24 protein-coding genes and 1 tRNA gene are annotated in these 26,152 nt (G+C 64.5%); 13 read left to right on the forward strand and 12 right to left on the reverse strand.

The window, feature by feature from the left end; genetic code table 11:
• Positions 1-147: 147 nt before the first annotated feature.
• Positions 148-513: a phage holin family protein gene (locus tag AAC050_RS11675; protein WP_339915266.1), complete on the reverse strand. Its 366-nt coding sequence runs from the start codon at positions 511-513 to the stop codon at positions 148-150.
• Positions 514-614: 101 nt separating this feature from the next.
• On the opposite strand from AAC050_RS11675, the gene AAC050_RS11680 reads away from it, so the two are divergent.
• On the forward strand, positions 615-1,052 hold the full coding sequence (locus AAC050_RS11680; RefSeq protein WP_339915267.1) for an HIT family protein: 438 nt from the start codon (positions 615-617) through the stop codon (positions 1,050-1,052).
• A 68-nt stretch (positions 1,053-1,120) separates the two neighbouring features.
• Positions 1,121-1,196: transfer RNA gene (locus AAC050_RS11685), tRNA-Thr, on the forward strand.
• A 20-nt stretch (positions 1,197-1,216) separates the two neighbouring features.
• Here AAC050_RS11685 and AAC050_RS11690 read toward each other — a convergent pair.
• Positions 1,217-3,088: a ferrous iron transporter B gene (locus AAC050_RS11690; RefSeq protein ID WP_339915268.1), complete on the reverse strand. Its 1,872-nt coding sequence runs from the start codon at positions 3,086-3,088 to the stop codon at positions 1,217-1,219.
• Entirely contained in the window at positions 3,088-3,363 is a 276-nt protein-coding gene (locus tag AAC050_RS11695; RefSeq protein WP_339915269.1) for a FeoA family protein, read from the reverse strand. Before AAC050_RS11695 ends, AAC050_RS11690 begins: the two co-directional genes overlap by 1 nt.
• Before the next feature lie 146 nt (positions 3,364-3,509).
• Here AAC050_RS11695 and AAC050_RS11700 point away from each other — a divergent pair, with 146 nt between their 5' ends.
• Entirely contained in the window at positions 3,510-4,004 is a 495-nt protein-coding gene (locus AAC050_RS11700; RefSeq protein WP_339915270.1) for a cytochrome c family protein, read from the forward strand.
• Here the strand turns inward: AAC050_RS11700 and AAC050_RS11705 are convergent.
• From AAC050_RS11705 to AAC050_RS11720, 4 genes are all read right to left on the reverse strand, one after another.
• On the reverse strand, positions 3,974-7,204 hold the full coding sequence (locus tag AAC050_RS11705) for an efflux RND transporter permease subunit (protein WP_339915337.1): 3,231 nt from the start codon (positions 7,202-7,204) through the stop codon (positions 3,974-3,976). The genes AAC050_RS11700 and AAC050_RS11705 overlap by 31 nt on opposite strands.
• Positions 7,204-8,337, reverse strand: a complete 1,134-nt coding sequence (locus tag AAC050_RS11710; protein WP_339915271.1) for an efflux RND transporter periplasmic adaptor subunit — start codon at positions 8,335-8,337, stop codon at positions 7,204-7,206. Before AAC050_RS11710 ends, AAC050_RS11705 begins: the two co-directional genes overlap by 1 nt.
• 128 nt (positions 8,338-8,465) lie before the next feature.
• Positions 8,466-9,224, reverse strand: a complete 759-nt coding sequence (locus tag AAC050_RS11715; protein WP_339915272.1) for a hypothetical protein — start codon at positions 9,222-9,224, stop codon at positions 8,466-8,468.
• Positions 9,221-9,985 carry a class II aldolase/adducin family protein gene (locus AAC050_RS11720; RefSeq protein ID WP_339915273.1) on the reverse strand — a complete coding sequence of 255 codons (765 nt, stop codon included), beginning with the start codon at positions 9,983-9,985 and terminating at the stop codon, positions 9,221-9,223. The genes AAC050_RS11715 and AAC050_RS11720 overlap by 4 nt, the downstream gene beginning before the upstream one ends.
• Positions 9,986-10,175: 190 nt before the next feature.
• Between AAC050_RS11720 and AAC050_RS11725 the strand changes: the two genes are divergently transcribed.
• The 3 genes from AAC050_RS11725 (at position 10,176) to AAC050_RS11735 (ending at position 12,669) form a co-directional block, all read left to right on the forward strand.
• Positions 10,176-11,312 carry a DUF2336 domain-containing protein gene (locus AAC050_RS11725; protein WP_339915274.1) on the forward strand — a complete coding sequence of 379 codons (1,137 nt, stop codon included), beginning with the start codon at positions 10,176-10,178 and terminating at the stop codon, positions 11,310-11,312.
• Between the two features lie 31 nt (positions 11,313-11,343).
• On the forward strand, positions 11,344-12,129 hold the full coding sequence (locus AAC050_RS11730) for an NAD kinase (protein WP_339915275.1): 786 nt from the start codon (positions 11,344-11,346) through the stop codon (positions 12,127-12,129).
• Positions 12,130-12,192: 63 nt separating this feature from the next.
• Entirely contained in the window at positions 12,193-12,669 is a 477-nt protein-coding gene (locus AAC050_RS11735; RefSeq protein WP_339915276.1) for an Hpt domain-containing protein, read from the forward strand.
• Positions 12,670-12,733: 64 nt separating this feature from the next.
• Here AAC050_RS11735 and AAC050_RS11740 read toward each other — a convergent pair whose 3' ends face one another.
• Both AAC050_RS11740 and AAC050_RS11745 read right to left on the reverse strand, forming a co-directional pair.
• Positions 12,734-13,873: a DUF2336 domain-containing protein gene (locus AAC050_RS11740; protein WP_339915277.1), complete on the reverse strand. Its 1,140-nt coding sequence runs from the start codon at positions 13,871-13,873 to the stop codon at positions 12,734-12,736.
• 103 nt (positions 13,874-13,976) lie between these two features.
• On the reverse strand, positions 13,977-14,774 hold the full coding sequence (locus tag AAC050_RS11745) for a transglycosylase SLT domain-containing protein (protein WP_339915278.1): 798 nt from the start codon (positions 14,772-14,774) through the stop codon (positions 13,977-13,979).
• A 129-nt stretch (positions 14,775-14,903) separates the two neighbouring features.
• Between AAC050_RS11745 and AAC050_RS11750 the strand changes: the two genes are divergently transcribed.
• Positions 14,904-15,644 carry a TonB family protein gene (locus tag AAC050_RS11750; RefSeq protein ID WP_339915279.1) on the forward strand — a complete coding sequence of 247 codons (741 nt, stop codon included), beginning with the start codon at positions 14,904-14,906 and terminating at the stop codon, positions 15,642-15,644.
• Here the strand turns inward: AAC050_RS11750 and AAC050_RS11755 are convergent.
• Both AAC050_RS11755 and AAC050_RS11760 read right to left on the reverse strand, forming a co-directional pair.
• Entirely contained in the window at positions 15,641-16,663 is a 1,023-nt protein-coding gene (locus AAC050_RS11755; RefSeq protein WP_339915280.1) for an FAD-dependent oxidoreductase, read from the reverse strand. The genes AAC050_RS11750 and AAC050_RS11755 overlap by 4 nt on opposite strands.
• A gap of 44 nt (positions 16,664-16,707) precedes the next feature.
• Positions 16,708-18,558: a phosphoenolpyruvate carboxykinase (GTP) gene (locus AAC050_RS11760; RefSeq protein ID WP_339915281.1), complete on the reverse strand. Its 1,851-nt coding sequence runs from the start codon at positions 18,556-18,558 to the stop codon at positions 16,708-16,710.
• A 206-nt stretch (positions 18,559-18,764) separates the two neighbouring features.
• On the opposite strand from AAC050_RS11760, the gene AAC050_RS11765 reads away from it, so the two are divergent.
• A complete protein-coding gene (locus tag AAC050_RS11765) occupies positions 18,765-19,421 on the forward strand; it encodes a DUF938 domain-containing protein (RefSeq protein ID WP_339915282.1) in 657 nt (218 codons plus the stop codon).
• Here AAC050_RS11765 and AAC050_RS11770 read toward each other — a convergent pair.
• Positions 19,418-19,921 (reverse strand): hypothetical protein, encoded by a 504-nt coding sequence (locus AAC050_RS11770; protein ID WP_339915283.1) that lies wholly within the window; start codon positions 19,919-19,921, stop codon positions 19,418-19,420. The genes AAC050_RS11765 and AAC050_RS11770 overlap by 4 nt on opposite strands.
• 309 nt (positions 19,922-20,230) lie before the next feature.
• Between AAC050_RS11770 and AAC050_RS11775 the strand changes: the two genes are divergently transcribed.
• The 5 genes from AAC050_RS11775 to AAC050_RS11795 all read left to right on the forward strand — a co-directional run bounded on the left by AAC050_RS11775 (position 20,231) and on the right by AAC050_RS11795 (position 26,065).
• A complete protein-coding gene (locus AAC050_RS11775) occupies positions 20,231-21,004 on the forward strand; it encodes a pseudouridine synthase (RefSeq protein WP_339915338.1) in 774 nt (257 codons plus the stop codon).
• A 264-nt stretch (positions 21,005-21,268) separates the two neighbouring features.
• A complete protein-coding gene (locus AAC050_RS11780; protein ID WP_339915284.1) occupies positions 21,269-22,330 on the forward strand; it encodes a DUF1611 domain-containing protein in 1,062 nt (353 codons plus the stop codon).
• A 2-nt stretch (positions 22,331-22,332) separates the two neighbouring features.
• Positions 22,333-24,021, forward strand: a complete 1,689-nt coding sequence (locus AAC050_RS11785; RefSeq protein ID WP_339915285.1) for an ABC transporter ATP-binding protein — start codon at positions 22,333-22,335, stop codon at positions 24,019-24,021.
• On the forward strand, positions 24,018-24,890 hold the full coding sequence (locus AAC050_RS11790) for a hypothetical protein (RefSeq protein WP_339915286.1): 873 nt from the start codon (positions 24,018-24,020) through the stop codon (positions 24,888-24,890). Before AAC050_RS11785 ends, AAC050_RS11790 begins: the two co-directional genes overlap by 4 nt.
• A complete protein-coding gene (locus tag AAC050_RS11795) occupies positions 24,887-26,065 on the forward strand; it encodes a porin (RefSeq protein ID WP_339915287.1) in 1,179 nt (392 codons plus the stop codon). Before AAC050_RS11790 ends, AAC050_RS11795 begins: the two co-directional genes overlap by 4 nt.
• Positions 26,066-26,152: the final 87 nt, after the last annotated feature.

The following is a 26,152-nucleotide window of genomic DNA, read 5'->3' on the forward strand; positions in this document are numbered from 1 at the left end:
ACCGCAAGCTCGTCGAAAATCTCCACGCGGAGCGTCGGTCTTCGTCGAAACGGTAAACACAAAGCACACCGGGCGAAGGCCCGGCGCTCCGCCTGCCCTTCCATACCGCCGCCGGACCGGCGCGGCCGCACCCGGCTGCGTCGAGGCTCAGTCCCGGCGATAATAGGTCCGGTCGTCGCCGATCATCGAGCCGGCGATCCAGCTGACCAGACCGGTGACCACGGCGGTGCCGATGCCCGGCCACAGGCCCGCCACCGTGAACCCGCCCAGCAGCCAGGCGACGATGCCGATCGTCGCCGCATTCACCACCAGCAGGAACAGGCCGAAGGTCACCAGGGTGATGGGAAAGGTCAGCACCACCAGAATCGGCCGCACCACGGCATTGACGATGCCCAGCAACAGGGCCGCCGCGATCAGCGATCCGGTCGAGGTGAAGTTCACGCCGGGGATCAGCCGCGCGGCCAGCCACAGCCCCAGCGCCGTCACCAGGGCCTGTACGAGGAATCTCAGCATGTCGTCTCCTGTCGCTCCGGACCACCCCGCACGCCGTCTGCGCCGCCGGGCTCCCCCTCATCGTCTTCCCTTGTTAGTCTGTCGGCAACCGAGGAGTTTCCATGAGTCTGACCGGTCCCTACGACCCCGACAACATCTTCGCCAAAATCCTGCGCGGCGAGGTCCCCGCCGTCACCGTCTGGCAGGACAAGCATGTGCTGGCCTTCATGGACGTCTTCCCCCAGTCCGAGGGCCATGTGCTGGTAATCTCCAAGACCTCGCAGGCGCGCAATCTGCTCGAGGTCGAGCCCAGGGATCTGGCCCGGGTCACCGCCGCGGTCCAGCGCACCGCCCGCGCCGTCGAACGGGCCCTGTCGCCCGAGGGGATCAGCGTCATGCAGCTCAACGGCCAGGCCGGGGGCCAGACCGTCTTCCACCTGCATTTCCACATCATCCCGCGCTGGGCCGATCGCCCCGTGAAAGGTCATGGCCACGCCCCGATGGCCGAGCTGGAAACGCTTCAGGCCCTGGCCGAACGGATCGCCGCCGCCCTCGACTGAAACCGGGGCCCGACGACTTGCATCGCGGCAGTCCCGCCAGCATAAGGACCGCCGTCCGTACACACGGGGCCGGCTTAGCTCAGTTGGTAGAGCGCCAGTTTTGTAAACTGGATGTCGCGGGTTCGATTCCTGCAGCCGGCACCATGTCCCCGCCCGGACCGACCTCAGCCCGCGCCCAGGGCCACCGCCGCCTGATAGGTCACCAGCGCCGCCAGATAGGCCAGGGCCGTCATATAGGCGACCATGATCCACATCCATTTCCAGCTGTTGGTCTCGCGCTTGACCACGCCCAGTGTGGCCACGCACTGCGGCGCAAACACATACCAGGCCAGGAAGGACAGGCCCGTGGCCAACGACCAGTGGGCCGCCAGCACCGTCGACAGGGCCCCGGTCGAATTCTCGGCGTCGGCGATGGCATAGACGGTGCCCAGGGCGGCCACCGCCACCTCACGCGCCGCCATGCCGGGGACCAGGGCGATGACCATCTGCCAGTTGAAACCGATCGGGCGGAACACCGGCTCCAGCCAGTGACCGATGATCCCGGCGAAACTATAGTCGATGGCCGGTCCGGCCGCGCCCTCGGGCGGATAGGGGAAGGTCGACAAAACCCAGACCACCACCATCAGCGGCAGAATGATCCGTCCCGCCCGCCCCAGGAAAATCCGGGCCCGGATCCACAGATTCATCAGCACCGACTTGAGGTCAGGCAGCTTGTAGGACGGCAATTCCATCATGAAGGGCTCGACCGCCCCGCGCCAGAAGACGCGGCGGATCACGAACGACACCACCAGCGCACTGACGATGCCCGCGGCATAGAGGCCGAACATCACCAGCCCCTGCAGATTGGCGAAGCCCCACACCGTCTGCTGCGGAATGAAGGCGGCGATGATCAACGTATAGACCGGAATCCGCGCCGAACAGGTCATCAGCGGCGATACCAGAATGGTGGTCAGCCGGTCGCGGCGGCTGTCGATGGTCCGCGTCGCCATGATGCCGGGAATGGCGCAGGCAAAGCTGGACAACAGCGGGATGAAGGCCCGGCCGTGCAGTCCGGCCCCGCCCATGATGCGGTCCATCAGAAAGGCCGCCCGGGCCATATAGCCGAAGTCCTCCAGCACGATGATGAAGGCGAACAGGATGACAATCTGCGGCAGGAAGACCAGCACGCTGCCGACCCCGGAAATGATGCCGTCGATCAGCAGGCTCTGCACCAGCCCCGCCGGAACGACCGTGGCAACCCCCGCGCCCAGCAGGCCGAACCCGGCCTCGATCGCGTCCATCGCCGGCGTGGCCCAGCTGAACACGGCCTGGAACATGACGAACAGCAGGACGAACAGGATCACCAGCCCCCCGACCGGATGCAGCAGCACCGAGTCGATCTTGCCGGTCAGGGTGTCAGGCCGCTCGGGCGGCAGAACACAGGCCTTCATGATGCGCTCGGCCTCGCGCGCCGCGGTGCGCAATCCGGCGGCGTCCGGCGCGTTCCAGACATTGTCACCGGCGGGCAGGCCCGCCTCGATCCGGGCCTCAACCGCAGCGACCAGATCATCAATGCCGCGCTTGCGCGTCGCCACCGTGGTCACGATCGGCACGCCCAGCTCGGCCCCCAGCGCCTCGAGGTCGACGCGCAGCCCCTGGCGCTGGGCGATGTCATACATGTTCAGCGCCAGCACCATCGGGCGGCCGACCTGCTTCAGTTCCAGCACCAGACGCAGCACCAGCCGCAGATTGGTGGCGTCGGCGACGCAGACGATCACGTCCGGCGGCACCTCGCCGGCCAGTTGCCCCAGCACCGCGTCACGGGTGACCTCCTCGTCCGGACTGCGGGCCCGCAGCGAATAGGTGCCCGGCAGATCCAGCACCGACAGGGTCCGGCCGCTCAGCGCACGGATCAGGCCTTCCTTGCGCTCGACCGTGACCCCGGCGTAGTTGGCGACCTTCTGGTGGGCCCCGGTCAGGGCGTTGAACAGGGCCGTCTTGCCGCTATTCGGATTACCGACCAGGGCGACCCGGGTCAGACGCGTGGCCATGTCCATCAGGCAGCGGTCGCACAGTCGAGGCGCAGACTGAGACTGGCCGCCTCATGCCGTCGCAACGCCACCCTCATGTCATCGATCTTCATGGCCATCGGGTCACGACCGAACAGGCCCTCATGCAACAGCTCGACCCGGGCTCCCTCGACAAAGCCCAGTTCCAGCAGGCGACGCTCCAGCTCGACCGCGTGTTCATCATGATGGCAATGGGCACCGACGCGCACGATGACGCCGCGGTCACCGCGTCGGGCGAGGTTCAACTGAATGGTGTCGGTCATGACGCTCACGGGCGGCGCGATCCTGCGTATTTGCTTCTGACAGTGATTATCAGGTGCGATACGGTGACGTCCAGTCTCAGATCGTCGCAGGCGTTGCCGCATCCGGTGTTTGCGCTATCAAAGAGGCTCGGAAACAGGAGTTTGTCATGATCCGCCCCCTCGCCCTCCTGTCTGTCCTGGGTCTCGGCCTCGCCAGCTGCGGCCCGGCCGGGTCGTCGACCGCGCCCGCTGCCCCCCCCCGGCCCGAGCCGAGCCCGGTCGAAAAGGCCGCCATACTGGCCGCCCTGCCCGCCCCCTATGACGCGGGGGACCTCGACAACGGCCGTCGGGTCTTCGCCCGCTGCCGGTCGTGCCACACGATCACCGAGGGCGGCCCCAATATGACCGGCCCCAATCTGTGGGGCATCTTCGGCCGTACTGCCGGCAGCCACGCCGGCTACAACTATTCCAGCCCCGTGAAGGCGGCCGGCTTCGCCTGGGACGCGGACCGGCTCGACCACTGGCTGCAGAATCCGCGCACCTTCCTGCCCGGCAACAAGATGACCTTCCCCGGCCTCCCGAACCCGACCGACCGTCGCGACGTCATCGCCTTTCTCAAGACCGAGACCGGCTATGCGCCGGCGGAAACGCCGGGCTCCTGACCGACGGCCGGAGCGGCCTCCTGTGCCTCCCATTCCTCGATCTTGCGCGCCGTATATTCAGGCGACCGGGTGAACCGGGCCAGCGCGCCATAAATCACCGGCACCACGAACAGGGTCAGCAGGGTCGCGAACATGGCTCCCGAGAAGATCACCACCCCGATGGTCTGGCGACTGCCCGCCCCGGCCCCCTGCCACAGCACCAGCGGCAGCGAGCCGAAGGCGGTGGCGATCGAGGTCATGATGATCGGCCGCAGTCTCAGGGTCGCCGATTCAATGATGGCCTCATGGATAGTCCGGCCCTGGTCGCGAAGCTGGTTGGCGAATTCGACGATCAGGATGCCGTTCTTGGCCGCGATCCCGATCAGGATGATCAGGCCGATCTGGCTGTAGATGTTGAGGCTGGACCCGGCCATCACCAGACCGAACAGTCCGCCCGCGGCTGCGAGCGGCACGGTCAGCATGATCACCGCCGGAGTGATCCAGCTCTCGAACTGGGCTGCCAGCACCAGGAAAACCAGCAGAAGCGCCAGACCGAAGGCCGCGCCGACCGCCCCCCCCGCCTGCTGCTGATCCCGCGCGGCCCCGCCCCACTGGACCGTCGCCACCCCCTCCGGCTGTTCAGCGGCGACCTCATCGAGGAAGGTCAGGGCATCGGCGATGGTCGTGCCCGGATTGAGATCGGCGCTCAGGGTAATGGCGCGCTGACGGTCAAGTCGGCGACGGTCGGGCGTATCGCCCGACGTCCGGGTGGTCACCACCGATGACAGGGGCACCAACTGGCCGCCGCCGGTCGCCACATAAAGGGCCTCAAGATCCCCGACCGAGCGCCGGTTCTCGCGTTCGGTCTGCAGGATAACGTCATACTCCTGCCCACCCCGGATATAGGTCGTGGCCCGTCGTGAGCCGAACATGGTTTCCAGCGTGCGCCCGATCTGCTGGGCCGAAACACCGAGTGCCGCTGCCTTCTGCGGGTCGACATGCACGAGCAGACGCGGCGAATTCGGCTCGTAATTAAGCCGTGGTCGGGAAAAGCCCGGATTGGTCTGGGCCCGCGCCAGCACCGGCTGCAGCCAGTGATAGAGCTCATCATATTCAGAGCCGGTCACGACCATCTCGATCGAGTTGGAATTGCTGCCGCCCCGCTGAAATGCGCCGGGTACGCTGGCGTTAACCTGGGCATCCGTCTGGCTGCGCAGCTTGCCGTTCAGTTCCTGGGAAATCTCGTCCGCGGACCGCGTGCGTTCGGACCAGTCCTTCAGGATCATCACGGCATTGCCCGAATTGAAACTGCCGCCGCCGAAGCCCGGGGCCGAAACCAGGAAGCTGTCGACCTCGCCCGCCGTCCTGTACCCGGCCATGATTGGTTCAAGGCCCAGCATGATGCGGCGAGTATAGTCGAAGCCCGCTCCCTCGGGTCCGTTGACCCGAATCATGACCCGCCCACGGTCCTCCGGTGGCACCAGTTCATTGGGGAGGGTCAGGAACATGCCGACCGCCCCTGCCGCCACCAGCAAGATCAGACCACCGACGCCGGCGACCGCGATCCGCCGACCCAGCAGAGCTTCCAGGGAGTGGCGATACGACTGCCTCAACCCGTCCATGGCCCGATCAACCTGACGCGCAAGCCATCCGGATTTGGCGACAGGTTTCAGGATTTTCGAAGCCAGCATCGGCGACAGGCTGAGCGCAAGAAAAGCGGAAAAAGCCACCGCGGCGGCGATGGCGGCGGCCAGCTCGACGAACAGCCGGCCGACATAGCCGGGCAGGAACAGCAGCGGCGCGAATACCGACAGCAGAACCACCGTCGTGGCCACAACGGCGAAGAAGACCTGACGCGTCCCACGCTCGGCCGCCACCAGAGGGGGCTCGCCCAGATCGAGGCGGCGCTGGATGTTCTCGGTCACCACAATGGCGTCATCGACCACCAGACCGATCGAAAGCACCAGGGCCAGAAGTGTCAGAAGGTTCAGCGAGAACCCGAGCGGAGCCAGAACGATGAAGGTCGACAACAGGCAGATCGGGGCCACGATCGACGGAATGAAGGCGGCCCTCAGACTGCCCAGAAAGACGAAATTGACCAGAGCCACCAGCACCAGCGAAATGCCGATGGTGATCCAGACCTCCATGATGGCATGCGAGGTGAAGACCGAGTTGTCCGTACCGACGACCAGTTCCGTGCCTTCCGGAAGCGAAGACTGCACCTGCTTCACCATCAGACGCACCCCATCCGAAATAGCCAGGTCGTTGGATTGTGCCTGACGCGTCACGGCCAGCCCGATCTGATCCAGACCGTTACCGCGGAACAGACGCCGGTCCTCCTCAGGAGCCTCCTCGACCCGGGCGATGTCACCCAGACGGGTGACGTAGCTCGCCTGAGCCTGCAACGCGCCCGACGCGCCACTGGTTGAGGTCGGTGTCACACCGGCCTGACCGGTCCCTCCCGCAACGGGAGCCGATCCGCGTGTGCCGATCGGTAGTTCTTGAAAGTCCTCGGCGCGCGCATAGGTGCGGGCAACACGCACCGTGTAATTTTTCTGCCCCGACTCCAGCGCCCCGGCAGGCAGTTCGACATTCTGGTTGTTAAGGGCCGTCTCAACGTCCGTGACCGTAAGACCCCGCGCACTCAATGCTCCGGCATCCAGCCAGATCCGCATGGCATAGCGCTGCTCGCCATAGATCTGCACCTGGGCGACACCGGGCACGGTGGCCAGACGATCGATCAGGTAGCGGTCGGCATAATCCGTCAATTCCAGACGGTTCATCGCCGTCGACCGCAGAAACAGGATCATGATCGGCTGACTGTCGGAATCCGCCTTGGCCACCTCCGGTGGCCTGGCCTGATCCGGAAGACGACCGACTACGCGTGAGATCCGATCCCGGACGTCATTGGCAGCACTGTCGATGTCCCGATCCAGCGAGAATTCGATACTGACGTTAGAGCGCCCGTCCCGGCTGGTCGAGTTGATCCGCTCAACCCCCTGAATGCCGGCGATCTGCTGCTCGATCGGCTCAGTGATCCGATTCTCGATCACCTCGGCCGAGGCACCGGCATAGCTGGTACTGACCGAGACGATCGGTGGATCCACATCCGGCAGTTCGCGCACCGGCAGAAAGAAAAAGGCTGCCACGCCTATGACACACAAAACGATGGCCGCCACGGCCGCAAAGACCGGCCGACGAACAGCAACATCAGACAGCATCATCGCGCCGGGCCTCGTCCGGTACCGGATGGCCTCGAAACGGATGTGCCCCGCCCCTCACCCGCGACGGTCACGGGGGCCCCGGGTTGAATACGATTCAGGCCCGAACCGACGATATGATCCCCGGCGTTGAGACCCGACAGGATTTCGACAAAACCACCCTCGACCGCACCGGTTTCCACCTCGACCCGCTGTGCATTCGTACCCCGTTCACCCTTGGCGATACGGTAGACGAAAGCCCCCTCCCCCTCATAAAGGACCGCAGCCTCAGGAACAGCCAAGGCCTGCCGTGCCCCCTGACGGATCGAGACCCGCATCAGCATGCCCGGACGAATCCGACCGGTCGGATTGGGAATCTCGGCCCGCGCCGTGGCCGCCCGGGTCTGCTCGTTCACCCGGATATCGATCAGGGAGATCTGTCCTGTGAAACTTTCCTGCGCAAAGGCATCGGCCGTCGCCACGATCGGCGTACCGGACCGCAGCACACCCAGATAGCGCTCGGGAACCGGGAAATCGACGCGGATGACGCTGGTGTCATCCAGCGTCGTGATCACCGCACCCGGGTTGATCAACGTGCCCGGCGTAACACTGGTCAGACCCAGAACACCCGAGAATGGAGCCCGAATGATCCGGTCGCCCCTGCGAGCCTGGGCCGCCTCCAGCCCGGCCCGGGCCGTCTCCAGTGCCGTTTCAGCCTGTTCAGCAGTAACGCGCGGTGCGATGCCACGATCGGCCAGATTCTGGTACCGGTCATACTCGCGCTGAGCCTGAACGACCTGAGCCCGCGCCTGAATGATACCGGCATCCTCCTCATGAGCCTGCAGCTCGACCAGCGGTGCTCCGGCGGCCACGCGCTGGCCGTCAGCAAACAGAACCCGGGTAATCAATTCCGTGGTCGATGAGGTGATATTGACCGAACGCCGCCCTCGCGCGGCCCCGAGAACCCTGATCTGATCCGAAAACTCTCGCTGGCCGACAACGGCCTGCGACACCGTTTGGCTGCGCCCGCCGCCACGACCCGAAGGCCCGCCGCTCTTGTCATCTCCGGAAAATCCGACCCGGATCAGAACCGCCATTGCCATCAGGCCGATAACGACAACGGCGGCAATGAGGAAAAAATGGCGTTTGAACACGCGTGCAAGGCCTCCGGACAACGAGCGCTGAATTAGCGGCTCCCGCAATCAAGGCAACCGAACACAATGTAACGATCTAGGGCTTTGATTCCGTCGCGCCAAACTGTTTGCGTACCAGTCGGGAAATTTCAGAATCGACGCCAGAGGGCCAATATCGCTCCCCTGGCCTTCGGGGCTTCACGTCCGGCAACTGTTTGACGCCACCCTACCTGAAGGCTCCAGTCACCAAGGCGACGCACGATTGATGTTTCGAGATTGAGCCAGCGCGGGCCCGAATTGTCCGCCACGCCGCCAAACGCCTGCCCCAGCAGCATCCAGTCCTGCCCGAAATGCGCCCCGACGGTCAGATCGGCCCGGGTTTCATCCGGCAGCCCCTCCCGGAACCGGCGCGCGCCTTGAACCTCAACGAAAGCACGACCTCCAGCCATGGACCGTCCGGCAGATGTCCGCACTTCCCAGTCCCTGTCCCCGACTCCCGGGGATGCATAGCCGGCATTGCGACCTTCACCACCGTCGGCATATCCCACATAGAGGCTGACGGCATTGGCGTCGTCGCGCCACACCTGCCAGGTCACGCCGACCTCGAGGGGCCCGCGACCTTGATAATCGACAAAGGCATCCTGCCCCGTCTGCCAGTCACCCTTGACCTGAAGGGTCAGGCGATCGGTCAGGCCATACTCGGCAAAGACCCCGATTGAACGATCCTGTCGATCAACCGACAGCGGCAACAGATGTCCGGCCGGATCAAACCCATGCTTCGCCAGCATGTTCTCATATTTAAGGATCACCTGCCCCTTGCCCTTGGGCTGGGTCCAGGCCCCGGCACATGCGGAGCCGGCCGACAGCGCCGCGGCGAGGCAAACCAGCCCCGGCGCGGCAACTCTCAACTGTCGTAGCCCGGCGATCTGCGATCCAGCTGTCGCAGGGCCCCGGGCCAGGCCAGGGCCGAGACCATACCGATGCCGCCGCCCTGTTCCCGCGTCTCCGCCTGGGCTGCATCCGGAGCGATCAGAACCTGATCACGTCCGCCCGACAGGGCCGCGACCTGCTGGGCACAGGCGCGCTCGAGGAAGAACATCCCGACCCAGGCCGCCGCCGCCGTGGGTCCCACGGCCAGGGTCCCATGGTTGCGCAGCAGCATCAGCGACTTGTCGCCGAGATCCGCGACCAGCCGCTCGCGTTCATCGTGGTTCAGCGCCAGTCCCTCATAGCCATGGTAGGCGACCTGATACTGCAACAGGCAGGCGTTCTGGCTGATCGGCAGCAGTCCGTGCTTCTGGGCCGCGACCCCGACACCGGCCTCAGTATGAAGGTGAATGACGTAGCGCGCGTCCTCACGCGCCGCATGGATCGCTGAATGGATCGTGAAACCAGCCGGATTGATGAAATTCGTGGTCTCCTGAACGATCGTGCCTTCAAGATCGACCTTCACCAGTGAGGACGCTGTGATTTCCTCGAAATAATACCCATAGGGATTGATCAAGAAATGATGCTCGGGTCCGGGCACCCGGGCCGAAATATGGGTAAAGATCATGTCGTCCCAGCCCTGCAGGGCCACCAGCCGGTACAGGGCCGCGAGATCGACCCGGACCTGCCATTCCTCGGCTGATACTCGGGACTTCAAGGACTGCACCGCTCCGTCTGCCATGGTCATGCTCCACTATCGCTTATGTGCCACCTCGGCAGATTCAACGCTCGCGCCGCAGAACGCCGAGGTCAAGGCATCGGCGACACAGGTATCTCCGGACCACCGGCACCTTCGTTAATCAAACCTTCACCGACACGGCGACAAGGTTAACAGCTATTGGAAGTCTGCGTATTTTGGACCGGAGCCAGGCGTGACCGTTGTCGTTCAGCTCAACCCACGTCAAGATTCAAACGAAGAAACGCTGCCCGCCAGTGACTTACTGACGCTGGCACGAAGTCGCTCGGTCAATGATCGTGAGCGACTGCTCCTCGCGATTACATCCCTGTGCAATACTAACCCTCCTGCCGGCGAAATTTCGGGTATTCTGGGGGAGGTGCTGTTGACCCTTGCCCAGCAGGTCGAACGGGATGTTCGGCGCAGCCTCTCGGAAAAACTCGCCCATTCAGAGTGGGCACCGCATGCCCTGATCATCATGCTGGCTCTCGACGAGATCGAGATCGCACGACCGGTCCTCACCTCGAGTTCAATTCTTCAGGATGACGATCTGATCGTCATCCTGCTTCAGGCCACGATTGAGCACCAGATTGAAGTCGCGCGCCGCCCCGCCCTGAGCGGGCGGGTTGCGGACACGATTATCGAACGCGCCGAGCCCGCGACACTGACGGCACTCGCCTCCAATCGAACGGCAGAAATCAGTTCGGACGGTGTGCGGCGGCTCGTAGAACATTCCCGGCGCATAGCCGCGCTACGCGCGCCACTCACACGCCACCCAAGACTGACAGATACCTTGGCGAAACAGCTCTACCAATGGGTCGGCATCGCTCTGCGGCAGGCGATCGGAGCTCGCTTCCAGATCGAGGATGAAGTTGTGGAATCGGCAGTCTATCACGCTGTCGATCAGAGCTTTCACAATATCCCCCTTCCTCTGGACGAGGTCGCCGATGACGATCGTGCCGAGACCGAACGTCGCTTGGTTGCCAAGCTCAAGGCCTCTGGCCAACTGCGCGCCAGCTTCCTGATTCGGGCCATACGCGAAAAACGCCTGAACTTGTTCGTCGAAGGACTGGCCGCCCTGGGCGGGTATTCCGTCGGGGAAGTCCGATCGGCCCTCGACGGTGCGACTCCTGAAGCCCTTTATTACGCATGCTCATCTATCGGCATCGACCGTGCGGCATTTGGTGCCCTGATCAGGGAAATTCGCGTCCTGAACGCCGGGTCACCGGGTGACTATGGCGAACAACAATGGCAACGCGGCGCGATCTCGACCGCATCAGCCGCCCGGGCTTTCCGCGCCCTTGTCAGGGGCAATGCGGGCCAGGCCATTTGACTTCACGGTCGCGCTCGGCTTGCGTACGGACGTGAGCTTCTTATCCTCCCGCAAACTCCCGAAGATCGCGATCGTTTCGAGCGAACGTGTCGAGGCGGAGCACGCCCGGGCGCGTCTGGCAGGGCGCTATGGTTCGGTGGCACCATCCGAAGCCGACGTGATCGTCGCCCTCGGCGGCGACGGTTTCATGCTGGAAACCCTGCACAATAACCTCGAACGGCAGACTCCCGTGTACGGTATGAACCGCGGGTCCGTCGGGTTTCTGATGAATGATTACGACGAGGAGGACCTCCCGGGACGGTTGGCCCTGGCCGGACGCACAGTCATTCACCCCCTGCAAATGAACGCTTGGGACGAAGACGGGACGCTTCACACCGGCCTGGCCATCAATGAGGTCTCCCTGCTCCGGCAGACGCGGCAGAGTGCCAAGCTCCGCATCTATATAGATGGGACAGTTCGCCTCGATGAGCTCACCTGCGACGGCTGCCTGGTGGCGACCGCCGCCGGATCCACGGCCTACAACCTGTCGGCCCATGGTCCGATCATCCCGCTGGACGCCCGCATTCTTGCTCTCACCCCCATCAGTGCCTTTCGCCCACGACAGTGGCGAGGGGCCCTGTTGCCGCATCAGGCCCGTGTACGTTTCGATGTTCTGGAAGCTGAAAAACGCCCCGTCAGCGCCACTGCAGACAGTTTCGAGGTGCGGCGTGTAACCCGGGTCGATGTGCACGAACGTCGCGACGTCGCCCTGACGATGCTGTTCGATGCAACGCGTTCATTCGAGGAACGCGTACTCGCCGAACAATTCAACAGTTGACCGGTCACGGGTTCTTAACGGGCGCAATGCCAAGGTTGGGTAACACTCTGCGGGAGCCTCATCGTGAGCAATTCGGCCCAGGTCATTCGACCCCCCAATACCCTTCGCATGAAGGTCGGCGGCGGCTTCGGCGGCATTGACGCGGCAGCCATAGCCAAGGCTGAAGAAGCCCTGAAGGCCATGTCGTCCCAATTCGGCCAGTGGTTGCAGGACGAAATCACCAAACTTGAGCTGGCCCAGTCCAACATTCGCGACAAGGGCTACAATGCTGAAACCGCAGAAAGCCTGTATTTCCGCGCCCATGACCTGAAGGGACTGGGCACGACCTATCAGTATCCACTCGTCACCCGGCTGGCCGGTTCATTGTGCAAGATGATGGACGATCCGGAAAAGCGGCTCGCCGCTCCGCCCCTGCTGGTTGAAGCGCACATTGACGCGATCCGGGCCGTGGTGCGGGACGGCATCCAGACAGATGAGCATCCGACCGGCCGCATCCTGGCCGAAACGCTCGAGTCCCGTGTGGCCGCCCACCTCGGTTGATTATAGACGAGACAGGCGGTCATGCGCCTGCGGTCCCGACACCTTGGCGAATTACCGGTCAGCGTCAGGCGGCGGCTGAACGCGCCTGGACCTGAGTCGGAGCCTGATCAAGACGCTCCATCAGATAGGCCAGGTCCTCACGTGGCGCATTCGGCCTCTGTGTCAGGAAACGCTCCAGCATTCTCTGGCGGAAATTATCACCGGACGTATCGGCACCCTCGGCGTGAAGGGTTCGCCAGGTATCGACCCCGGCGCGAACGGCCTGAAACAGGCGCGGCGGAAGTCCGGCACGATCATAGATAGCCTTGAGTCCCAAGGGGCCGGCATCGTGAATCATCAGCCAGGCTCTATGGTGAGGCGTCTGGGCCAGTTCAGCCAGGCCATGCTCGAACAGCGCCATCTGCCCCCGGGCCAGCGCCCGCAGGATCAATGATGGACTCAGCGCCTTGCGTGAATTCAACTGCGCCACAAACACGGACAGGTCAGCGCTGGTCGAGGCCTGGTCCACCAAGTCGACGGTTGCGCGCTCGCGGGCGAACTGAGCCAACCGAATCGCAGTTTCGGGGGCCACAGCATGGCGGGTCACCAGATGCTCCCGAACGGCCTCGCCAACCAGGGTAATCAGCCGCTCTGTCACCGAGAGCGGCAGGACCTGCCGATAGGCCAGAGCGGTAGCGACCTCCGGCGAGGCCCCGAACCGGTCGATCGCCACCCCCATCGAGGCCTCGGACATATCGGCATTGTCATTGGCAGCCAGGGTTCGGACAGCCTGCTCGCACCCATCGACGGCCAGCGCCGTCGCGACATCGCGCGATACACTGGGACGGGCAGCGATCGCGACCTGGCGGATAGCGGACCCGGCACGAACGATCTCGATCAGGTCATCGTCACTGAAAGCAGGCGAAAAACCGATGACCGGCAAGGCCACGCTGTCGACATCCGCGGCAAGTTGTCGGGCAACATCGCGGGGCAGCAAATCCGAAGCCTTCAACGTCACAGCCAGGGCCCTGCGCACCAGTTCAGCAGTATCGTTGGCCATGACCCGCAGGATTTTCTGGGCCGCCTCACGATCCAGCTCAGTCAGGTCACCACTATCCATGCTGCGGCACAGCTTGTGCGCGGCAGAGGCACGATCATCCGCGTCTGTCGCCTTTATCAGGCGGCGGATATCAAACTCGGTCAGGCGCGCGCGATAGGCAGTCATTTGTTGGCGCTCGAGGATTCGTCACTGCAGGGAATCGGAGACTAGCTCAAAGCGTAGGATGAACCTTGATCCTTAACGCTCATTTACCAAAGCGCGGCAGAATTCATCCCGTGCCGCGCGTGGGTTCAGGCCCGAACGCCCCACCGAACCCGCCGGACTTGCCATCACCATCCTGTCCCAGCAACAGTGCTAGCAGGCCCTGATCCTGTTTCAGGCGATCCAGTCTCGCCGCGAGCATGCGCGCACGGTCATCGAGATCCGGCAGTGCGGGCGTGGCCCCCGTGGACGCCGGTGTCCCCGCTCCGGCCGACCGGTTCAGATTGGCATGAACCTCGGCAACCGTGGCGGGGCGGCCGTCCTTGTAAAAAATCGACCTGTTGGCCGCCGCCGCCTGCGGAAACATCGCGGCGGCGCTGACTCCGGGTCGACTGGACATAGCCTCCATCAATCGGGCGGCCCCACCCGGGCCCAGAAAATGAGCGGCATAGAGATCACCGGCACCGGGTTCGCGTCCGGTTCGACCGCGCAAATAGGCGGCATTTGATGCCGTCAATTCCGCCGCCATGGCCGAGGCCGCCTGGGCGTCAAAGCGCAAATCCAGCACCACATTCCGGGCCGATCCCTCGACGCGCCAACGGCCGTCCCCGCCCTGCTGGATCAGATCCGCGTACTGACCGTAGCCGTGACGGGCACCATGCTGTTTGACCGTCGCCAGCCAGGTCTGTTCGATGAATTGAAACAGGCCGGCAGCCGAGGATGTTCTCGCCTTGGCCGACGGGTTCATCGCGCTTTCACGACGCGCCGTCTTCATCAGAAAGTCGAAATCCACGCCGGTGGCGCTGGACGCGCGCCGAATGGCCGCCTCCACGCCGCCCGAAGATGGAATCGCTCCGATGGTCATGTGTGTTGGACGCTCGACGATCATGGTTAACGAAACCCTAAGCGAGGTCGCCCCAAACTTGCCGCAAGATCGGCGCTCAACTTGTGGTCGGGGAAGGCATGGGACGGCAAACGACAGGGAGTGACGACCATGATGATCAGAACCGCGAGCGGACCCGCACTTGTGAATCCGATCGATTTCGGTGAGCGCCGCAAACCTCTTTCCCGTGCGAGTTGGGCTGCCATAGGCGTTGTGGCCCTGGCCCACGTCGGCGTCGGGGCGGCGCTCTACTACCAGCGTTTCGAACTACCCCCGGCCCTGATCAGCGCCCCGGAAACGCCGCCGATCCAGGTCGAAATGCTCCGTCCCAAGCCACCCGAACCTGTGGTGGCGAAACCTGAGCCCCCGGCCGCCAATGCACCGATTCACCAGTCGACGCCTGTCACGCGCCCGGTTGAGACCGTGACCGCAGTGAAGTCGGACCACCCCGGGCCCACGATCAATCCCGTTGTGGTTCTGAACCGGCCGATCGCCATGCCTTCGTCGACCGGAACAGGCACCGTACCCATCGTCATCGACACTCCGCCTTCGGTGATCAACCATCCACACTGGATCCGGCAGCCGACCGGTGACCAGCTGATGCGCGCCTATCCGCGGCGGGCGATCGTCGCCGGTGTCGCCGGATCAGCGTCCCTGACCTGCGTGGTCCAGGCCAGCGGTTCGGTCAGCGATTGTGTCGTGACCAGTGAAACGCCCGGCAGTTACGGCTTCGGGCGGGCAGCGCAGTCCCTGTCGCGACAGTTCCGCATCAGTCCGCGGACGGTGGACGGCCAGGTCGTGAGCGGAGCCCGTGTCAACATCAACCTGCGCTTCACCCTGCCGGAAGACTAGAGGAAACGGCGCGGATCGAGGGCTTGGGCGAACGCTCCGGCGTCCCGGCCCTCGATCCCGTCGGCAACCGTTCGGGCGACCAGTGGTCCCAGCAACCAGCCGTTGCGGCGCGGAGCCAGGGCGAGATACAGCCCACCGTCCCCCGACAGTCCGGCCATCGGCAGTCCGTCCGGTGATGCGCCGCGAAGCCCGGCGGCCCAGGACACGGTCAGACTGTCGGTGATACCGGTCTGATCAAGGCAGGCGCGGAGCAGGCGCGCGCCCTGTTCCGGGTCCGGCACGGTGTCGCAACGATCCGGCTCCATCGTCGCTCCGATGACGGCTCCGCCGGCGGCCGGGGCAATATAGCCGGCCGGGCCGCGGACGGCATGGGTGACCAATTGCGTGGTCGTATAGGCGATCTGGCCCTTGATCGGCCGGACCTGTGCGGTCAGGCGAGTGACCGTGTCCGGCAGGGTCAGCATCGTCGTGGCCCCTGTCGCCAGCACCACGGTTGCGGCCGTGATGGCGGTGCCGTCGGCCAGCACCGCCCGCCAGACTTTTCCGTCGGCGGAAAGGATCGTCGCCCGGGCCTCGATCAGGCGCACGCCCGGCATCGTGCGGAGACGGGCCAGTGTTTCCGGGGCGTCGACACGCCAGTCATCCGGGCAGACGACGCCATGAGCCGTGCGTTCAGCGGTAAAACCCAGCCGGATCAGCCCGGCCAGAACCTCGTCGGCGTCGGGTCCGCGCCATTCCGCGCCCTCGCGATACAGGGGCAGGTCGAAGGCCCCGGCAAAGGCCGGCCACTGATTACGGGCCGCCTGGAACATATCCGAGCGATCAACCTGACCACCCGACGCGCGCCAGTCGGCCAGACTTTCAAAGGCCGGGGCGATCATGCCGGCGGCGATCGCCGAGGCATTGGATCCACCCGGGTCGACCACGGTGACCTCATGGCCCCGGCGCAGCAATTCGGCGGCGGTGCAGAGACCGAGGACCCCGGCACCGATGATCAGGATTTCACTTGAGGAGAACACCGGCTTTCCTTCGACCGCCCGCGTCCCGATTTCAAGCGACGTGGCTATTCCGCCGCGAGGGCCGCGCCGCGTTTGGCGGCCAGACGCTCGACCAGCGCCGCGTGCTGGGCCCAGAGGGCCAGCGGCAAGCGGTCACCGAATTTCTCGTAAAAGGCCGGGATCAGCGAGGCTTCCTCGGCCCAGACATCGGCGTCGACGTCCAGCAGGGTCGCCAGGTCGGTCTCGGACAGATCGAGGCCGGACAGGTCCAGCGAAGCGCGATCCGGGGTGCGGCCGACCGGCGTGTCGATGGCCCCGGCGGTACCGTCCAGACGTTCGGCGATCCATTTCAGCACGCGCGAATTGTCGCCGAAGCCGGGCCAGACGAATTTGCCGTCCGCGCCCTTGCGGAACCAGTTGACGAAATAGATACGCGGCAGCTTGGCGGCGTCGGTCTTGCCCGCCATCGACAGCCAGTGGGCGAAATAGTCACCCATGTTGTAGCCGCAGAAGGGCAGCATGGCGAAGGGATCGCGGCGCAGCTCGCCGATGGCGGTTTCGGCGGCGGCGGTGCCTTCCGAAGCCACGGACGAGCCGAGGAATACGCCGTGTTCCCAGTCGAAGGCCTCGGTCACCAGCGGCACGGCCGAGGCGCGACGGCCACCGAACAGGATGGCATCGATCGGCACGCCCTTCGGATCTTCCCATTCGGGGGCGATGATCGGGCACTGACCGGCCGGGGCGGCGAAGCGGGCGTTGGGATGGGCCGCAGGCTCGCCCGAGGCCGGATCGTGCGGCTGACCCTTCCAGTTGGTCAGCCCCTCGGGGGCTTCTTTGGTCAGGCCCTCCCACCAGACGTCACCGTCGGCGGTCAGGGCGGTGTTGGTGAAGACCGTATTGGTGGCTAGCGTCGCCAGAGCGTTCTGGTTGGTGTTGCGGCTGGTGCCCGGGGCGACGCCGAAGAATCCGGCCTCGGGGTTCACGGCATACAGGCGGCCGTCGTCACCAAAGCGCATCCAGGCGATGTCGTCGCCGATGGTCTCGGCCTTCCAGCCGGGCAGGCTGGGCTGGAGCATGGCCAGGTTGGTCTTGCCGCAGGCCGAGGGGAAGGCGGCGGCGATGTATTTGGCGCGGCCCTCGGGGCTGGTCAGCTTCAGGATCAGCATATGCTCGGCCAGCCAGCCCTCGTCACGGGCCATGACCGAGGCGATGCGCAGGGCGTAGCATTTCTTGCCCAGCAGGGCGTTGCCGCCATAGCCCGAGCCGTAGGACCAGATTTCGCGCGTCTCGGGAAAGTGAACGATCCATTTGTCGGCATTGCAGGGCCACGGCACGTCCGCCTGACCCTCGACCAGCGGGGCCCCCAGCGTGTGGACGGCGGGAACGAACACACCGTCATCGCCCATGGCCTCCAGGGCGGCGCTGCCCATGCGGGTCATGATGCCCATGGAGACGGCGACATAGCCACTGTCGGTGATTTCGACGCCGAGGGCCGACAGGGGCGAGCCCAGCGGGCCCATGGAGAACGGCACGACGTACATGGTGCGGCCGGCCATGCAACCGTCAAACAAGCCGTCGAGACGGTCGCGCATTTCGGCGGGGTCGGACCAGTTGTTGGTCGGTCCGGCGTCGGCGGTGTCCTGCGAGCAGATGAAGGTGCGGCTCTCGACGCGGGCAACGTCCCTGGGGTCCGAGGCGGCATGGTAGCAGCCGGGGCGTTTGGTCTGGTCCAGTTCGCGCAGCGTGCCCTTGTCGATCAGGTCGGCGACGATGGCGGCCTTCTCGGTCTCCGAACCGTCGCACCAGTGGACCCGGGCGGGACGGGTCAGGGTGGCGATCTGTTCGACCCAGGCGACCAGTCCGGCGTGGCGGGGCGGGGCGGGATGGAGGCCGGGAATGGAAGGGGTCTGGGTCACGTGTATCGCTCCTGAACCTGTCCGCCCGACGATCTCCGCCGTCGCGGCGCTTCGGGCGTGGTGTTCACGCACTGTTACAGCGGCAAGAACACTGCGACGGGGGGCTTCGTCAACCGCAGCAATTTTCCACCCCTCCGCCCCGGCAGCGCCTGTGGGATTCGCATTTTCCGGTCGCCTCGAGCGGGCGGGAGCGGTATCGATCGCCCGTGAACAGCCTCGACACCGTCATGCCTGCCCCGTCCGGTGGCCTCGTTTCGCCGTCCGTGGCGCGCAATACCGCGCCGTTGCTGGAGCGGTTGCGGGCCCATCTGCCGGGGCGCGGCCGGGTGCTGGAGATTGCCTCGGGATCGGGCGAGCACGCGGTGGCCTTCGCCCGCGCCCTGCCCGGCATCGACTGGACCCCCAGTGACCCCAGCGCCGAAGCCCGGGCCAGTATCGCGGCCTGGCGCGAGGCCGCCGACCTGCCAAATCTGGCCGCGCCGCTGGCGCTGGACGCCGCCGATGCGGGGAGCTGGCCGGAGGACGCGGCCCCGTTCGACGCCGTGGTCTGCATCAACATGATTCACATCAGCCCCTGGGCCGCGACCGAGGGGCTGATGGCCGGCGCGGCGCGGATGCTGCGCCATCCCGGTGGCCTGCTGTGCCTGTACGGTCCCTATCGCGAGGCTAATGTCCCGCTGGCCCCGTCGAATGAAGCCTTTGATGAGTCGCTGAAGGCGCGCGACCCGGACTGGGGTCTGCGCGCCCTCGAGGACGTCGTTCAGCTGGCCGAAAACGCCGGACTGGCCTTCACCCTGCGGAACGCGATGCCGGCCAACAATCTGTGCCTGCTGTTCCGTCGGGTTCAGGGTCTGTCGCGCTAACCGATCTTGCCGGCGGCGGCGGCCACCGCGTCCCGGTCGGCCAGGGAGGTAACCTCGGTGCCGTGGATCAGCACGGCCGGGGCATCGGCAAAGGCGGCCGGATCACCACCGGCGGCGAGCACAGCCTGTTCGACCCCGTCGCCGAAGGCGAGGATCGGCACGCCCTTGGCCTGGGCCGCGTCCAGCAGGGTCTTCACCGCCGCCATGGAATCATCGTCGGTCATGCCGCCCGGCACGATCAGGCCCTTCAGAGCCCCGCTGGCGATGTCCGCGCCACGCGCCGTGGCCAGGACGGTGACACCCCCGACGGACAGGCTGGCGTCGCCGGTCGACATCGGGGCCAGGGACAGGCCCTGGCTCTGCATCAGCGGCTCGATATCGCCGAGCGGACCGAAGTCCATCAGGCGACGCATGGCCAAGCCCATCCGGGCCCGGATCGGGGCGCGACGGAAGTCATTACGGGGACGGGCGGAGTTGGAACCAGCGCGTTGTGCAAACAAAAGCATCTCCTTCAAAGATGAGATCGACTATTCGGGCTGCGAAATACAGCCGTCAGTCGATACGATCAGTATATGAAATGGCTCTGCACGGGCTCGGCGCAAAGCCTGAACCCGGAGATACATCGTGATCTTGGAATAAGCGGACCTTATATTAAAAATCCCTGTCACGTCAACGCTTTTCGCTATTTTTCCCTGACAGGAACACCTTGGACGATGATGAAAGCATCGGCGGCCGACGACCCGCCGCTGCGCATTCCCCTTTGCCACGTCCGGCTCTACACAGGCGCAGATCCTGACCCCCGGAGCCCCATGGCCTTCATCCGCACCTATGACGGCGACGAACCGCAGCGCCTGAACAAATGGCTGGGCCAGAGCGGCGTCTGCTCGCGGCGCGAGGCCGAAGGGCTGATCGTGGCCGGCATGGTCTCGATCGACGGCGAGACCGTCACCGACCCGGGCCGCAAGATCGAACCGGGCCAGACCCTGACCCTGTCCGACAGCGCCGAGGCCGAGCTGGCCTCGGGCGTCACCATCATGCTGCACAAGCCGCTGGACTTCGTCTCGGGCCAGCCCGAGCCGGACAAGGTCCCGGCCATCCAGCTGGTGATCGAACCCAACCGCGTCGGCCCGTGGCCGTTCGCGGGCGAGGAACCGGCCGAGGACGCGTCGTTTCCGCCGATCGGTCGTCTGGACGAGGATTCGCGCGGCCTGCTGCTGCTGTCGAACGACGGGGTGGTGGCCAAGGCGGTGATCGGGCCGCAGTCGAACCTCGACAAGGAATATCTGGTCCGCATCGCCGGTGACGTGACCGAGAAGAAGCTGGCCCTGCTGCGCTACGGCCTGATGCTGGACGGCCGTCAGTTGAAGCGCGCCCACGTCAGCCGCATGGAGTCCTTCCGGCTGAAATTCATCCTGCGCGAGGGCCGCAACCGCCAGATCCGGCGCATGTGCGAGATGGTCGACCTCGAGGTCATTGACCTGATCCGCGTCCGCATCGGCCCGATCCGGCTGGACAATCTGCCCGAGGGCCACTGGCGCGTGCTGACCGCCGAGGAACGGGCGGCGCTGGTGGGTCAGGGGTAGGGTTCCGCCCTGAAAGAAAAAGAGAACCATCAACCCGTCCGCCGCGCACGCGCATCAATACTCGAATAAATTTTCGTCGACCCGCAGAAAATTTGAATAAGTTTTAACCGACATCGTCGATAAAGAGACAGTAATCACACGCTGCTCTCTTAGAGTTCAGCGGCTTTTCTATGAGATCAAGAAGGAAGAAAAATGCTTCCGCAGGCGCTTCTCGATGATGCCGAAGAATTGGCTCTCCCGCCGCTACCCGAACGGAGAGAAGCGTTGACGGGGACCGACCTGAAGCCGGGTCGGGTTGCCGCCGCAAAGCGCGCATTCACCACGCGTCGCGTCGATTTTTCGCTGGCCTGTCGACTCACGACGAAATGTGCGCCGCTGGCAGGTGATCTTGTCTTGGCAAGAGTCGAGAGCGTTGGCCTCCATGCACGCCTGGAGTCCCGGGACGGGCGACGCTGCAAACTCTATCCGGGCGACGAGATCATCGTCGCATTCGGTGCCCGCTATGCGCCGGACCAATTCGAGGCTGTCGTTCCGGACGATCTCGGTCCGTGCGATCTCGCTGCGGGAGGGGGGGTCGCTGCACGGGTCCTGAGTCGCCACAGCAAGAACATGAAGCCGACGCGCATCATACCGATCGGCCTGCTGGGTGACGCAGAGGGCCGGATTCTCAATCTCCGACGGTTCGCTCTCAATGACGTGCAACGCCCCACCGGTAATCCCGTGGTCATCGTCGTGGCCGGCACATCGATGAACGCGGGCAAGACAACGACGGCGTCTTCACTGGTGCATGGCCTGTCGCGCGCGGGACTCAAGGTAAGCGCCGGCAAGGTCACCGGTACGGGATCGGGCGGTGACCTGTGGTCCCTCGTTGATGCGGGTGCCCGGACCGTCCTCGACTTCACTGACATGGGGCATGCCTCCACCGCCGGTCTGACGCCGCTGGAAATTGAATATGTCGCGCTCTCGCTTGTTGATCAGCTTTCCAGCGGTGACGTCGACGTCGTCATCATCGAAATCGCAGACGGGGTGCTGCAAAAGGAAACGGCGCATCTTCTCGCCTCTTCCCGATTCCAGTCGCGCCTGAACGGCGTCATTTTCGCGGCTGGCGATGCCATGGGGGCTGCTGCCGGAGTGAACTGGCTAAGGGATCGCGGCCTGCCCGTGCTGGCGGTCTCGGGGGTCGTGTCGGCGTCTCCACTTGGAGGGCGCGAGGTTGAGGATGCCGTCGGCCTGCCGGTGCTGGGGATTTCGAGTCTTTCTGACCCCGTGCTCGCCACCAAACTGTGTATGACCCTGCCCGTTTTTGCCACTGCGCCCCTGATTTAGGAATGGTTTCGCTCTGGAATATCGAGCGTCGGAAGATTTTCGCCGCTCTCCTGGCGACGGCGTTGACGCAAGCCTTGGCCGCCGCCAGCGCCGCATGGTGCGTTCGGCATATTTTCGATAATCTGATCAGGGGTCATACCGCTCCCGGTCTGGATCTTCGACTACTGGCAGGGGTCTTCACCGGTGCCGTCTTCCTGGCCTTCCTGCTCGAAATCGTACAGCGGCGACTGGGAGAGGGCCTGGGCCTCAAATACACGGCCGACGTCCGCCTCGAGCTGTTCGATCATCACATGAAGATACCGGCTCGACGGCCGGCGCTCGACAGCCACGGAGCCGTACTCCTGCCGTTCGTCGGCGATCTGTCTGCGATCAAGCAATGGGTCAGTGACGGACTTGCCCGCGTCAGCGTGTCAGTAATTACCGTTACGGCATTGCTTGCGGCGATCGGCAGCCAGAGCCTGGTCCTGAGCCTGGCGATCGGCATGACCATGGCGGCAGGTATTGCTGTTCTGCTCGCCCTCGGTCGTCCACTGGACACCACTGTACGTGAGTTGCGTCGTCGGCGCGGTGCCCTTGCCGGATTTGTTTCGGGAAGACTGGCCAGTGCCGCAGCAATTCAGATGATGGGCCGGTCGCGCAGCGAACGAAAAAAAGTTGCCGCGCGCACCCTGGCGCTCAACCAGGCCGGCATACGCCGGGCGTGGGTGACAGGAGGTATGCGGGGGATCGCACACCTTACCGGCTCATTGATGATCCTCGTGACATTGTTCGTCGGCATGCATGAGATCCAGGCAGGTCGGTTCACCCCGGGCACAGTTGTCGGAACGATAAGTCTGGTGGGACTCCTGGCTTCCGCCATGCGTGATCTCGGTCGAGCGATAGAGATGTGGTATCCCGCACAAATCTCGCGCGAACGAATTGAGACCGCACTCCGCCAACCGGTTCGCCGTCGGACCGTCGGAAATTCCCGCTCCCGAAATGTCCACTCCGGTCTGGTCATCGACTCGATCAGCGTTACGCCCGACCTGACCGGCGTAAGCGTGTGCGCCGATCCCGGCGACATCGTGCTGGTCCAGGGACCGGTGGGAGCCGGAAAGTCCACCCTGTTCGCCTGCCTCGCCCAACTGATTCAGCCGACCGAAGGGACCATCCTCTATCGCGGGCAGGATTTGCAAAGCTTCAGCCCCGGCGCGTTGCGACGCCTTGTCGGATTCGCAAGTCCGGCGTTGCCGCTGCTCAAGGGCAGCCTTGGCATGAACCTGCGCTATCGCGCACCCAAGACAGGCGTGGAGAAAATCGTTCGCCACCTTGCCGATTGTGGCATTGACCGGCTGGTGGCGCGCCTGCCCCATGGCCTGGACACCAAAGTCAGGGGCGACGGTGCAAACCTGTCCCTGGGCGAACGCCAGGCGGTCCTGCTGGCGCGCGCACTTCTGGGCTCTCCCGACATCCTTCTGATCGACTCGGTCGACAGTCACCTCACTCCTGAGGTCGTAGAGCGGCTCACGCACATACTTCGTGAATACCGCGGCATCGTGCTGATGACCGCCTCACGCCCCGAGATCACCGGTTGCGCGACACGCATCTGGCACATCGAGGACGGCGCATTGATAGACAAAACCGTCACCTCCGGGGCAACGAATATCTTCCCGCTGGAAGCCCGCCACGCTGAAAAAGGGAATGAGACTTGAACCTTGCATGTCCGCACAAGCCGGGACCCCTCCTCGACAAATCAAAAGGCCACTGGCCCCGCGGCCAGGTCATTTTTCATTCCTTCCCCGGCGAGCCGGTGAGAGAGTGCTTCGTCTATGTTCCGCGAGGTGCCGACGCGAGCTCGCCGGTAGTCACCCTGATTCACGGCATCACACGGAATGCGGCCGAGCACGTCTTTCGGTTCCGTGCCAAATCGGATCGCACGGGGGCCATCCTGATCGCCCCTTTGTTCGTCAGGGAAGCGTTCGGTCAATATCAGCAGGTGATGGACAAACCGACCCGCCCTCGGGCGGATGAAGCCCTGTTCGACATGCTCGACGCCGTGGCGACCGACACGGGCGTCTCCGTCGAACGCTTCTATATGTTCGGGTTCTCGGGTGGTGCCCAGTTCGCGCATCGATTCATGATGATGCACCCTGAACGAATCACCTCAATCGCGATCGCGGCAGCCGGCTGGTACACCTTCCCGACGACTGACCTGCCCTATCCTCTCGGAATCGGGTCCTGTCCGATACCCGAGCACAGTTTCGACCCCGACCGCTTCCTCGCAGTGCCGCGCCACGTGTTGGTGGGAGCGCGTGACGTTGGGCGGGATGAGGCATTCCGAACCAGCCGCAAGCTCGATCAGCTGCAGGGCGACAACCGGCTCGCACGCGCGCGGAACTGGTTCGCTGCCATGGAACGGGAGACCCACCAGAGAGGCATTCGCGCCGCGCCGTCGAGCCTCACAGTGCTGGACGGGATTTCTCATTCCTTCACCGATGCAGCCGAACATGGGGCGCTTGCAGAGACTGTATTCGAAAAATTCAACCTCTCTTCCATCAAATTAACGGAAACAAATCAATGATGACGACCTGTTTAAGACGGAACCCCGGCCTTCTTGTCGGAGCCACCTTCGCCCTGCTCCTGCCCGCCATCGCCCATGCAGAAGACGGCGTGAGCACCAGTTCTGACGGCGTCACCCTGACGACGGCGGGTGGAAATTTTGAGCTGACTCTGGGCGGCCGCCTTCATTACGACGGGCTTTCCTATGATGAAAACGGCTCCAACCTGACGACATCGGGTTTCCGGCGTGCGCGGCTCGAACTGTCCGGAAAGATCGCGGATCGCATCCGCTTCCGCGTTGATCGTGAGTTTGCCGGTACTGATGGCTGGCGGAATGCCTGGGTGTCCGTTCGCGCGACCGACGACCTGAAGATCACGGCCGGCAATTTCATCGTCCCGTTCGCGATGGAAGGCTCGCAAAGTTCAAACAGTATTCCGTTGATGGAACGCTCCATCGTCACGGCCCTGACCCCCGGGTTCGGCGTCGGCGTCGGGGCCCGATACTCCCAGCGTCACTGGACACTGGCAGGCGGATATTTCGGCAACGCCCTGAACGATGAATACGGTCGCACTGCAGAGCGCGGAACCGGATACTCCGGCCGCTTCACCGTTGCCCCGATCAACAGCAGGGGAAACCTCGTTCACTTTGGTGCGGGGGTTGAGGACCGCGCCTTTTCGGCCGGCAAGGTGACCCGTTTCCAGGCCGACCCCGGATCAAATTTCGCCCCGACCCTGCTCGGAACCGGGGGAATCGCCGACCCGAAACACCTGACCAACATCGGTGCCGAAGTGGCGTTGTCGCACGGCCCTCTCCTGTTCCAGAGCCAGTATGTCGCCTCCACCCTGACCCGAAACAGCAACCCCACGCTCAATTTTGACGGGTGGTACGCCCAGGCCGGATGGGTGGTCACGGGACAGAGATACCGCTACTCCCGGTCCTCCGGGGTCGTCTCCGGCGTTCGGCTGAGACCGGGCCACAGGGCCGTAGAGATGGTGGCCCGCTACAGCGAGCTGGACCTCAACGACGGCGCGTTTGCACATGGCGTCGGCAGGTCGATGACCCTCGGTGCCAACTGGTACCTCAATGAGAACCTTCGCCTCATGGCCAATTACGGGCTGAGCTCGGTGAAGGACGTGCCCGGCGTTCCCGATCGCGACGCCACGCTGCTCGCGGGCCGGATCCAGGTCAATTTCTAGACCCCTTCGTTTCTGACGACCCCGCCGGCTTCAGGCTAAGCAGGACCGGCTCTGATTGACGACACCGTCAGAGCCGGTCTTGCCTTG

Origin of the sequence: uncultured Brevundimonas sp. (assembly GCF_963974615.1) — a bacterium.
In the GTDB taxonomy this organism is placed as follows: Bacteria; Pseudomonadota; Alphaproteobacteria; order Caulobacterales; family Caulobacteraceae; genus Brevundimonas.

Coding starts and splice junctions, on each gene's coding strand:
- AAC050_RS11675 (WP_339915266.1), bottom strand. CDS start 513: ATGCTGAGATTCCTCGTACAGGCCCTGGTGACGGCGCTGGGGCTGTGG.
- AAC050_RS11680 (WP_339915267.1), top strand. CDS start 615: ATGAGTCTGACCGGTCCCTACGACCCCGACAACATCTTCGCCAAAATC.
- AAC050_RS11690 (WP_339915268.1), bottom strand. CDS start 3,088: ATGGACATGGCCACGCGTCTGACCCGGGTCGCCCTGGTCGGTAATCCG.
- AAC050_RS11695 (WP_339915269.1), bottom strand. CDS start 3,363: ATGACCGACACCATTCAGTTGAACCTCGCCCGACGCGGTGACCGCGGC.
- AAC050_RS11700 (WP_339915270.1), top strand. CDS start 3,510: ATGATCCGCCCCCTCGCCCTCCTGTCTGTCCTGGGTCTCGGCCTCGCC.
- AAC050_RS11705 (WP_339915337.1), bottom strand. CDS start 7,204: ATGCTGTCTGATGTTGCTGTTCGTCGGCCGGTCTTTGCGGCCGTGGCG.
- AAC050_RS11720 (WP_339915273.1), bottom strand. CDS start 9,985: ATGGCAGACGGAGCGGTGCAGTCCTTGAAGTCCCGAGTATCAGCCGAG.
- AAC050_RS11740 (WP_339915277.1), bottom strand. CDS start 13,873: ATGACTGCCTATCGCGCGCGCCTGACCGAGTTTGATATCCGCCGCCTG.
- AAC050_RS11745 (WP_339915278.1), bottom strand. CDS start 14,774: ATGACCATCGGAGCGATTCCATCTTCGGGCGGCGTGGAGGCGGCCATT.
- AAC050_RS11750 (WP_339915279.1), top strand. CDS start 14,904: ATGATGATCAGAACCGCGAGCGGACCCGCACTTGTGAATCCGATCGAT.
- AAC050_RS11775 (WP_339915338.1), top strand. CDS start 20,231: ATGGCCTTCATCCGCACCTATGACGGCGACGAACCGCAGCGCCTGAAC.
- AAC050_RS11785 (WP_339915285.1), top strand. CDS start 22,333: ATGGTTTCGCTCTGGAATATCGAGCGTCGGAAGATTTTCGCCGCTCTC.
- AAC050_RS11795 (WP_339915287.1), top strand. CDS start 24,887: ATGATGACGACCTGTTTAAGACGGAACCCCGGCCTTCTTGTCGGAGCC.